General features: G+C 64.6%; 9 protein-coding genes. 5 read left to right on the top strand and 4 right to left on the bottom strand.

Translation table 11 applies throughout. The features are described from left to right. Positions 1–145 precede the first annotated feature (145 nt). Together Q0687_RS23405 and Q0687_RS23410 are read left to right on the top strand one after the other, a co-directional pair. Entirely contained in the window at positions 146–340 is a 195-nt protein-coding gene (locus tag Q0687_RS23405) for a hypothetical protein (RefSeq protein WP_298881974.1), read from the top strand. Between the two features lie 24 nt (positions 341–364). Then, entirely contained in the window at positions 365–955 is a 591-nt protein-coding gene (locus tag Q0687_RS23410) for an SCO family protein (RefSeq protein WP_298881976.1), read from the top strand. A gap of 526 nt (positions 956–1,481) precedes the next feature. On the opposite strand, the gene Q0687_RS23415 is transcribed toward Q0687_RS23410, so the two are convergent. Then, positions 1,482–2,429 carry a threonine/serine dehydratase gene (locus Q0687_RS23415; RefSeq protein WP_298881979.1) on the bottom strand — a complete coding sequence of 316 codons (948 nt, stop codon included), beginning with the start codon at positions 2,427–2,429 and terminating at the stop codon, positions 1,482–1,484. 61 nt (positions 2,430–2,490) lie between these two features. On the opposite strand from Q0687_RS23415, the gene Q0687_RS23420 reads away from it, so the two are divergent. Next, positions 2,491–2,793 (top strand): helix-turn-helix domain-containing protein, encoded by a 303-nt coding sequence (locus Q0687_RS23420; RefSeq protein ID WP_237863137.1) that lies wholly within the window; start codon positions 2,491–2,493, stop codon positions 2,791–2,793. A gap of 148 nt (positions 2,794–2,941) precedes the next feature. Here Q0687_RS23420 and Q0687_RS23425 read toward each other — a convergent pair whose 3' ends face one another. Next, entirely contained in the window at positions 2,942–3,355 is a 414-nt protein-coding gene (locus tag Q0687_RS23425; RefSeq protein WP_298881986.1) for a DUF6636 domain-containing protein, read from the bottom strand. A gap of 148 nt (positions 3,356–3,503) precedes the next feature. Between Q0687_RS23425 and Q0687_RS23430 the strand changes: the two genes are divergently transcribed. Then, positions 3,504–4,133: a glutathione S-transferase family protein gene (locus Q0687_RS23430; protein WP_298881987.1), complete on the top strand. Its 630-nt coding sequence runs from the start codon at positions 3,504–3,506 to the stop codon at positions 4,131–4,133. Positions 4,134–4,401: 268 nt separating this feature from the next. On the opposite strand, the gene metH is transcribed toward Q0687_RS23430, so the two are convergent. Both metH and metF read right to left on the bottom strand, forming a co-directional pair. After that, positions 4,402–8,253, bottom strand: a complete 3,852-nt coding sequence (gene metH, locus Q0687_RS23435; protein ID WP_298881988.1) for a methionine synthase — start codon at positions 8,251–8,253, stop codon at positions 4,402–4,404. A gap of 6 nt (positions 8,254–8,259) precedes the next feature. Continuing rightward, positions 8,260–9,180 carry a methylenetetrahydrofolate reductase [NAD(P)H] gene (gene metF / locus Q0687_RS23440; protein ID WP_298881990.1) on the bottom strand — a complete coding sequence of 307 codons (921 nt, stop codon included), beginning with the start codon at positions 9,178–9,180 and terminating at the stop codon, positions 8,260–8,262. A gap of 394 nt (positions 9,181–9,574) precedes the next feature. Between metF and Q0687_RS23445 the strand changes: the two genes are divergently transcribed. Further along, a complete protein-coding gene (locus tag Q0687_RS23445) occupies positions 9,575–10,591 on the top strand; it encodes an LLM class flavin-dependent oxidoreductase (RefSeq protein WP_298881992.1) in 1,017 nt (338 codons plus the stop codon). Positions 10,592–10,738 lie beyond the last annotated feature (147 nt).

The raw sequence follows: 10,738 nt of genomic DNA on the forward strand, positions 1-10,738 counted from the left end.
TGGATGCCCGGGACAAGCCCGGGCATGACGAGGGTGGGGCGATAGCCGAGCGCCATCATCACCAATTGATCTCCGTCCGCCCCCGTTTGGCTTGCCCGACCACGCCTGAGCGCCTATTTCAGCGGCAGGGAACCCGATCCTTGTCATGGCTCAACCAGTGCAACAGGCACATCCGCTACAGGACAATTCGCCCAATGCCGGCCGCACGCCATCCGTGCTGCTGTGGCTTGGGGCCGGAATCGGCGGGCTGATGGTGATCGGCGCGCTTGCGCTCTGGTTCCACTACGGCACGCAGGTGTTCTTCGAAATGATCAGATCGGGTTTTGCCGCCTGCTTCTGACCCGCGACAGGAAGTCTTCCGCCCATGAGCTCCACTGCCCGTCCGCTGGTGATCGCGACCGCCTTCGCCTCGAGCCTCGTCGTCGGCCTCCTGGTGCTGTTCTGGGCCATGGGCGGGGTCAGCAAGGTGGCGCAGCCGGCCGCGATCGGCGGCCCGTTCCAGCTCACCGACCAGAACGGCAAGGCCGTCACCGAGGCGAATCTCAAGGGCAAGCCGACACTGATCTTCTTCGGCTACACCCATTGCCCTGACGTCTGCCCGACCTCGCTGTTCGAGATGTCGGAAGTGCTGCGCGCGATGGGCAAGGACGCCGACAAGGTCAATGCCGTCTTCATCTCGGTCGATCCCGAGCGTGACACGCCCGCGACCATGAAGGACTATCTGTCCAGCTTCGATCCGCATCTCGAGGGCCTGTCCGGCGATCCCGCCGAGACCGCCAAGGTGATCACCTCCTACCGGGTCTACGCCAAGAAGGTCCCGACCAAGGACGGCGATTACACCATGGACCACACCGCGCTGATCTATCTGATGGACCGCGACGGCCGCTTCGTCTCGCCGTTCAACCTGAAGCGGACCCCGGAAGAGGCCGCAGCGGATTTGAAGAAGTATCTTTGAGAGGATTTCTCCGTCGTCATGGCCGGGCTTGTACTGGCTTGACCCGGCCATCCACGTCTTTGGGAGGTCAGCGAAGAACGTGGATGCCCGGGACAAGCCCGGGCACGACGAGTTTGTCGCCCAAGCATCTCCAACCAACGCAATCCGCCATATGCGATCACCCTGCCGGTAGGCGGGGGAGGGCTGGGGAGAGGGTCTCTCCGCGTTGGGGTGTTGAGAATTGCCGAGGAAGTCTCTGCGCGGCGAGAGCCCTCACCCGCCGCGCTCGCGACGATGCTTCGCTTCGCCCGGGGCGCGTCGGCCTCTCCCCCAAGCGGGAGAGGCGGGGCAAGCTCGCGACACTTCCTTGAAAGCATGTGCGATTGCCCCTGCGGGTTACGCCGCCGCGCCCCATCGGGTCTGTACGGTTCTCGTCACGCCGTCATTGCGAGCGCAGCGAAGCAATCCAGAATCCCTCCGCGGAAAGACTCTGGATTGCTTCGCTGCGCTCGCAATGACGAAAGGCGAGGGCGGCGCCGTCCAGCCGCTAGCTGTCGAAACTGACCGCCGTCGTGTTCGCCCCACACACCAGAACCGCGATGCGCTCGCCGGGAGAGGGACGATAGCCGCCGGACAGCAGCGCCGCGAATGCGGCGGCGCCGCCGGGCTCGGTGACGAGGCGCAGGCTCGACCAGAGCGCTTGCTGCGCCTGCCGGATGGCATCGTCGCTGACGAGCAGGACGCGCTCGACATGGGCGCGCGTGATCGGAAACATCAGCGCACCGACGCGCCGCGGAGCCAGGCTGTCGGCGGCGAGGCCGCCCGCCGGCGCGTCGACCGGGGCGCCCGCCTCGAACGCGTTGTGCAGGGTTGGCGAGAGCTCCGGCTCGACGGCAATGATGCGCGTCCTGCCGGCGCTCCACGCCGCGATGCCGCCGATCAGGCCGCCGCCACCGACGGCCACCAGCAGCGTGTCGATCTCAGGCGCGTCCTGCTCCAGCTCCAGTCCGACGCTGCCCTGGCCGAGCAGCGTTTCGGCCTGGTCATAGGCATGAACGGCAAGCGCGCCGGTCCGCGCGACATGCGCTTCGCTGGCCGCGAGTGCATCGGCATAGCGGCTGCCGGCGGTCACGAGCTCGGCGCCATAGAACCTGATCCGTTCGGCCTTGGCCGGCGAGGTGATATCAGGCACGAAGATCGTGGCGGGAATGCCGAGGCGTTGCGCCGCATAGGCCACCGCCGCGCCGTGATTGCCGCCGGATGCGGCGACGACGCCGGCTTGCGGCACCTGCCGCAGCAACAGATTGGCAAACGCACCGCGGGCCTTGAACGATCCGGAGTGCTGCAGCATTTCGAGCTTGAAGGTGACGGGCGCTGCAGGCAGACCGAAATCGGCGAGATTGGCCTCGAGCAGCGGCGTGCGGCGGATGTGCGGACGGATGACGGCCTCGGTCGCCGCGATCCGTTCGCGGGTGATGTCTGATGGTGCTGTCATGGTGGTGAATGCTACCGCGTCCGGGTGTTGACATCAATTAGGTATTTAGCAAAATGGCTAAATGAAATTCGCAACCGCCATGCGCGCCTTGGCCAACGAGCGGCGCCTGCAGATCCTGGAATGGCTGCGGGATCCGCGGCGGCATTTTCGCGCCCAGGTCGACGGCGACCTGGTCGAGGACGGTGTCTGCGGCCTGCTGATCGCCGAGAAGCTCGGCGTCAGCGCGCCAACCGTGAGCGAGCATATGCGGGTGCTGACATCGGCCAAACTGGTGCGCGCCAAGCGCATCAAGCAATGGACCATGTACAAGCGCGACGAGACGGCAATCGCGGCCTTGAAGCGCGCGATCAGGGATGGGCTGTGAGGCAGTTACCACACCGTCATTGCGAGGAGATCGTGACAAAATTGCGTAGCAATTTTGCACGGATGCGACGAAGCAATCCAGAATCGTTCCGCAGAGGGATTCTGGATTGCTTCGCTGCGCTCGCAATGACGGAGTGCGGGGGGCGCCCTCAAAACACCTTCTGCTCCGCCCGCGCCAGCGAAAACCCGTGTTGCATGGCGTTGAAGCACGTCAGTCCCGTCTGCTCCGACCGGCAGGTGAAGCCGGCGCGCTGCCATACTTCGCCATAGGCGAGCACCGGCAGTGACGGGTCCATGATGGTGTCGCCGGCGCAGATGCGCCCCGCGGCTCCCTTCGCGCTCATCTCGAAGGCGCGGCCGTAGTCGAGTTCGCAATCGGCGGGCCGGCGCGGCAGCGCATCGGTCGCCATGATGTCGCAGCGGAGAACGCCCTGACCGTTATCGCTGGAGAACTGGCAGGCGATGTTCTTCGACGGCGTCAAGAAGCCGATCGGGCGGTCCTGCGCGTGGGCGGCATTCGTCGCGATGAGCAGGGTGAGCACGGCGAATGATCGTAAGCGCATGAGACGACTCCCGGCTGGACGTCCTATTGATTCCGCGTTCTTGCAGTGTACGCAATGCTCTCCTTCCGAGATATTTGTTGCGCTTCGCGTGCGTTGACGATGAACTGGCTGGCCCTGCCTTGTCCAACGACAGAGAAGAGCGAGAACCATGTTCCTGATCGGCCAATATGATTCCCCCTTCGTCCGCCGCGTCGCGATTGCGCTGCGGCTTTACGGGCTCGCCTTCGAGCACAGACCGTGGTCGACCTTCGGCGACGCCGACAAGATCGCGCCGTACAATCCGTTGCGCCGGGTGCCGACTTTGGTGCTCGACGATGGCGAGGCGCTGATCGAGAGCACCATCATCCTGGACTATCTCGACGAGCTTGTCGGGCCCGACAAGGCGATGCTGCCGCGCAGTGGCGTCGATCGGCGCAAGCATTTGCGCATCTGCGCGCTTGCGACCGGCCTCGGCGACAAGGCAGTCAGCCTGCTCTACGAGCGCGTGCTGCGGAAGGAGCAGCTGGCGCTATGGGTCGAGCGCTGCCAGGCGCAGATCGGCGACGTGCTCAAGGTGCTTGAGGCCGAGCGCGCGACGGTGACGACGCCATATTGGCTGGGGACGCGCATCGGCCACGCCGACATCGCGGTTGCCTGCGTCGTCCGCTTCACCCGCGAGGCGCATTCCGACCTGTTCGACGCGGCGCACTATCCCGCGCTCGCCGCCCACGTCGATCGGTGCGAGGCATTGGCTCCGTTCCAGGAGATCGTGCAGCCGCTGGCCCCGCCGAAGGGGTGAGCCCCTCTGTCATTCCGGGGCGCGCCATTTGGCGCGAGCCCGGAATCCATCATGCGACGGGTCGTGCGGATAAATGGATTCCGGGCTCGCGCTACGCGCGCCCCGGAATGACGGCGGTGGCCATCACGCGCACCATCCGATCCTGCACTTATACAGGTGTTTTGCCCGACGGAACAAGTCTTTTTCGGCAAGGCCGAAATTGCGTCAGGCCTTTCAACCCCATCCTACTGTGCATGGGGTTGTTTTCGCGTTTCGCCGTCGGAGCTGCCTATCCCGCGCCCGCGCGCCGCTTCTGCCAGACCAGATGCACTGCGCAGGTGCAGCCCGGCGGATGCGTGGCGAGGTCGTTCGACGGCTCGTCATTCGCCGGCGTCGCGGCAAATGCCTTGTCGGTCGGTTGCTGCGACGGGATGTAGTTCAGCACCGGCGCGAGCCAGCGCTCGGTCTCCGCGACACTCATGCCCTTGCGGGCGGCGTAGTCCTCGACCTGGTCGCGCTCGATCTTGCCGACGCCGAAATAATAGCTCTCGGGGTTCGCGAAATAGAGCCCGGAGACCGAAGAGCCCGGCCACATCGCAAAGCTCTCGGTCAGCTTCACGCCGGCGGTGGCTTCGGCATCCAGCAGCTCGAACAGCGTCGCCTTCTCGGTGTGGTCGGGCTGCGCGGGATAGCCGGGCGCGGGGCGGATGCCTTGATATTTTTCCAGGATCAGCTCCTCGCTCGAGAGCGCCTCGTCAGGCGCGTAGGCCCAGAACTCGCGGCGCACGCGGGCATGCATCCGCTCGGCGAACGCCTCGGCGAGGCGGTCGGCCAGCGCCTTGCACAGGATCGAGGAATAGTCGTCGTTGGCCATCTTGAAGCGATCGGCAACCGCATCCTCGCCGATCCCGGCGGTGACGACGAAGCCGCCGACATAGTCGGGCACGCCTGTAGGCGCCACGAAGTCTGACAGCGCCGCGTTGAAGCGGCCCTCGCGCTTCTCGAGCTGCTGGCGCAGCGTGTGCAGCGTCGCAATGCTCTTGGTGCGGCTCTCGTCGGCATAGAGCACGATGTCGTCGCCTTGCGCATTCGCCGGCCAGAAGCCGACCGTGGCGCGCGCCCGGAACCATTTCTCCCTGACGATGGTGTCGAGCATCTTGCGCGCGTCGTCATAGAGCGAGCGCGCGACCTCACCGACCTTGTCGTCCTTGAGGATCGCAGGGAAGCGGCCAGCGAGCTCCCAGGTCTGGAAGAACGGCGTCCAGTCGATATAGGGCACCAGCTCGGCGAGATCGTAGTCGTCGAAGCTCTTGATGCCGAGGAAGGTCGGCTTCACCGGCTTGTTCGCCGCGAAATCGACCGGCACGCGGTTGGCACGGGCATCGGCGAGCTTGAGCCGCTTCTTATCCGCCTGCGCGCGCAGATGCGCCTCGGAGATCTTTGCGTATTCGGCGCGTACCTCGGCGGCATAGGCCTCGCGCTTCTCAGGGCTCAGCAGCGAGGAGGCGACACCGACCGCGCGGCTGGCGTCGTTGACGTGAACGACGGGACCGGCGCGATAGCTCGGATCGATCTTCACAGCCGTATGCACGCGACTGGTTGTCGCGCCGCCGATCAGCAGCGGCAGCTTCAGGCCTTCGCGCTGCAATTCGCCGGCGAAGAATGCCATCTCGTCGAGCGAGGGCGTGATCAGGCCTGAGAGACCGACGATGTCGGCCTTCTCCGCCTTGACGGTCTCGACGATCTTGGCCGCCGGCACCATCACGCCGAGGTCGATGACCTCGTAATTGTTGCACTGGAGCACGATGCCCACGATGTTCTTGCCGATGTCGTGGACGTCGCCCTTCACGGTGGCGAGCACGATCTTGCCGGCCGAGGAGGAGCCTTCAGCGCCGATGCCATTGGCGAGATTGCGCGCCTTCTCTTCCTCCATGAACGGCATCAGCCAGGCCACCGCCTGCTTCATGACGCGGGCCGACTTCACCACCTGCGGCAGGAACATCTTGCCGTCGCCGAAGAGATCGCCGACCACGTTCATGCCGGCCATCAGCGGCCCCTCGATCACGTCGAGCGGGCGCGACGAATTCTTGCGGGCTTCCTCGGTATCCTGCTCGATGAACTCGGTGATGCCATGCACCAGCGAGTGCGAGAGCCGCTTCTCCACCGGCCATTCGCGCCAGGCGAGATCAGCTTCCTTGGATTCGGTCTTCTTGCCGCGGAATTTCTCGGCAAGCGCAAGCAGGCGTTCGGACGCGCCAGGGTCGCGGTTGAGGACGACGTCCTCGCAGGTCTGGCGCAGCTCGGGGTCGATGTCGTCATAGACGATCATCTGACCGGCATTGACGATGCCCATATCCATGCCGGCCTTGATGGCGTGATACAGGAACACCGAATGCATGGCCTCGCGCACCGGCTCGTTGCCGCGGAACGAGAACGACAGGTTCGACACGCCGCCCGAGATGTGCGCGCCCGGCAGGTTCTGCCGGATCCAGCGCGTCGCCTCGATGAAGTCGACGCCGTAATTATTGTGCTCCTCGATGCCGGTCGCGATCGCGAAGATATTTGGGTCGAAGATGATGTCCTCAGGCGGGAGGCCGACCTTGTTGACCAGGATGTCGTAGGCGCGCTTGCAGATCTCGGTCTTGCGCGCGAACGTATCGGCCTGGCCGACCTCGTCGAACGCCATCACCACGACCGCCGCGCCATGACGGCGGGCGATCTTGGCTTCGTGGATGAACTTCTCTTCGCCTTCCTTCATCGAGATCGAGTTGACGACCGGCTTGCCCTGCACGCATTTCAGGCCGGCTTCGATCACCGAGAATTTTGATGAGTCGACCATCACGGGGACGCGGGCGATGTCGGGCTCGGCGGCGACGAGGTTGAGGAAAGTCACCATCGCGGCTTCCGAATCCAGAAGCCCCTCGTCCATGTTGACGTCGATGATCTGCGCGCCGTTCTCGACCTGGTCGCGCGCGACCTGCAGCGCTGCCGTGTAGTCACCGGCGGTGATCAGCTTGCGGAAGCGGGCCGAGCCGGTGACGTTGGTACGCTCGCCGACATTCACGAATGGGATAGCATCCGTCAGCACGAACGGCTCGAGCCCGGAGAGCCGAAGCTTGGGTGCGATCTCAGGTACGATTCGCGGCTTGTGCGGGGCGACCGCGGCGGCGATCGCCGCGATATGGTCCGGCGTGGTGCCACAGCAGCCGCCGACGATGTTGACGAGGCCGTCGCGGGCGAACTCGCCGACCAGGCGCGCCATGTATTCCGGGGTCTCGTCATACTGGCCGAACTCGTTGGGCAAGCCGGCATTCGGATAGGCGCAGACCAGCGCATCAGCGACGCGGCCGATGTCCGCGATATGCGCGCGCAGATCTTCGGCGCCGAGCGCGCAGTTGAAGCCGATGGTGATGGGTTTTGCGTGCCGCACCGAATTCCAGAACGCCTCCGGCAGCTGGCCGGAGAGCAGGCGGCCGGATTTGTCAGTGATGGTGCCCGACACCATCACCGGCATGTCGATGCCGAGCTCTTCGGTGATCTCGGCGATGGCATAGAGCGCCGCCTTGGCATTCAGCGTATCGAAGATGGTCTCGACCAGTAGCAGGTCGACGCCGCCATCAATCAGACCGCGGATCTGCTCGCCATAGGATTTGCGCAGATCATCGAAGGTGACGGCGCGGTAGCCGGGATTGGCGACGTCAGGCGAGATCGAGGCGGTGCGGTTGGTAGGTCCGATGGCGCCGGCGACGAAGCGCGGCTTGCCGTCTTCGGCGGTGACACGGCGGGCCGCGTTGCCGGCGAGGCGGGCGCCTTCGCGCGCCATTTCATAGACGATGTCAGTGAGGTCGTAATCGGCCTGCGCGATCGAGGTCGTCGAGAACGTGTTGGTCGCGACGATGTCGGCGCCCGCACGCAAATAGGCGGTGTGGATGTCCTCGATCGCCTGCGGCTGGGTCAGGATCAACAGATCGTTGTTGCCGCGCAGGTCGCGATGGAAATTCTTGAAGCGCTCGCCGCGGAAGGCAGCCTCGTCGAACTGCAGGTTCTGGATCATCGTGCCCATGGCGCCGTCGAGCACGAGAATGCGCGCGCGGGCCGCGTCGAGCAGGGCAGTTCGCTTGGGAGAGGGAGTTGCGGTCATGTTGTCTTACGCCGCCTTCTGCGCGCTCTTGGCGCGGATGCCGAGCAAATGGCTGATCGCGAACACGAGATCGGCGCGGTTCATGGTGTAGAAATGGAAGGTGTCGACGCCGTGTTTTGCCAGCTTCTGCACCTGGCCGGCCGCAACGGTCGCGGCCACCAGCTTGCGCGTCTCGGCGTCCTCGTCGAGGCCCTCGAATTTCGCGGCAAACCAGTCCGGCACGGTGGTGCCGGCACGGGTGACGAAATTGCGGGCCTGCTTGAAATTGTGCATGGGCATGATGCCCGGCACGATCGGGATGTTGATGCCGCGCGCGCGGACGCGGTCGAGATAACGGAAGTAGAGGTCGTTATCGAAGAAGACCTGCGTGATCGCGCGCGTCGCGCCGGCGTCGACCTTTGCTTTCAGCGTGTCGATATCGGCGTCGAAATCGCGCGCCTCAGGATGCTTCTCGGGATAGGCCGAGACGGACACCTCGATATCCGCGTGCCGCTTCTTGATGCCGGCGACGAGGTCCGCAGAACTCTGATAGCCCTCGGGATGGCTGGAATAAGGTGTGCCGATGCCGCCGGCGGGATCGCCGCGCAAGGCCACGATGTGGCGGACGCCGACCTCGTGATAGCGGTCGACGATCTCGTCGATCTCGCCGCGGGAAGCGCCGACGCAGGTCAGGTGCGCGGCGGGCAGCAGCGCGGTCTCCTTGAGGATGCGGGAGATGGTCGAGTGAGTGCGCTCGCGGGTCGAGCCACCGGCGCCATAGGTCACCGAGACGAATTTCGGGTCGAGCGGGGCCAGCCGATTGATGGTTTCCCAGAGATTCCGCTCCATATCTTCCGTCTTGGGCGGAAAGAACTCGAACGAGATCGCAGGCCGCTTCAGGTACCCATCTTGCCCTTCGGCGCGGGCAGGATTCGTCAAATCAGTCATGGCACCACTCACTGCAGAGGCTTGCCAGCGGGGCTGGCGGCCGGGTCTAGTCTGGGAGCGGCTAAGATACGGCAAAGGCGGGCCGCTCGACAGCCCATCGAGGATGGGAAGTGGCCCACTTACTGCCAGATCAGACGAAATATTGCGTCGCAATGGTGTTGAGTGGGAAGGGGCTTACTTAGAATTATTTTATACTAAAATCAATATCTTGCATCATAAACTGTGACTGAGGAGATCGCCTCTGTGCTGTGGGCAGCATGAAGTTGGCTTCTCATAGCCTCCATTCGTCCCAACGTCAGGGTCCTCCCAAACCAAAGACCTCTCGGCCCGCACACGCCAGATCTGCGCTGGTGGCCCATTGCCGCCGCCCGGGCCTTCGCTACGTTGTTGCGCCATGATCCCCCTTTCAGTCCTCGACCTTTCCGTCGTCACCACAGGCACAAAGCCCGCCGCTGCGCTTCGCAACAGCATCGACCTGGCGCGTCATGCCGACGGGCTCGGCTATGTCCGCTACTGGCTCGCCGAGCACCACAACCTCGCCTCGGTGGCGAGCCCCGCACCCGACGTGATGATCGGGCAGATCGCGGCGGTGACCAAGCATATCCGCGTCGGGTCCGGCGGTGTGATGCTGCCCAACCACGCGCCGCTGGTGGTGGCCGAGCGCTTCAAGATGCTCGAGGCGCTGTTTCCCGGCCGCATCGACCTTGGCCTTGGCCGTGCGCCCGGCACCGACGGTGCGACGGCCTATGCGCTACGCAGCCGGCTCGACCGCCGCGAGGGCGATGATTTCCTGGAGCGGCTGCACGAATTGATTCTGTGGGAGACTCGCGAATTCCCCGCAGGCCACCCCTATCACAACGTCGTCGCGATGCCTGATGACACGCCGCTGCCGCCGATCTGGCTGCTCGGCTCCAGCGACTATTCCTCGGAGCTTGCAGCGCAAGTCGGCATGGGTTTCGCCTTCGCGCATCATTTCGCGTCTCACGATGCGATCGACGCGATGGTGCATTACCGCAATCGCTTCCAGCCCTCGGCCTGGCGCGCGACGCCGCATGCGATCCTCGCCGTTGCCGTCATCACGGCCGACACGGACGAGGAGGCCGATAGACTTGCCACGTCATTCGATCTCAACCGCCTGCGCCGCGACCGTGGCCAATATCTGCCGCTGCCGAGCGTCGAGGAGGCGCTGGCCTATCCCTATACGGATTCCGAGCGCGTCTCGATCGCGCGCAACCGCTCGCGCCTGTTCGTCGGTAGTCCCTCGACGGTGCAGAAGAAGCTGCAACCGCTGATGGACGCAAGCAGGCCGGACGAGTTGATGGTGATCACCGCCGTGTATGACCACGAGGCACGGAAGAAATCGTATTCGCTGCTGGCCGAGGCGTTCGGGCTGAAGAAGCAGGCGGCTTAAGCCGCTCTTGTGCCCCGCACGCAGCGCAGCGCTATTTAGCGGTGCGCTGCAGAGCCGGGGCCCACGTCCACTTTCCCACGTTGCTTTCTGGGTCCCGGCTCGCGCTTCGCGCGTCCGGGACACGAGAAATCACAACGCCTTCAGCCG

The sequence above is a fragment of the uncultured Bradyrhizobium sp. genome, assembly GCF_936928535.1.
Taxonomy (GTDB): Bacteria; Pseudomonadota; Alphaproteobacteria; order Rhizobiales; family Xanthobacteraceae; genus Bradyrhizobium.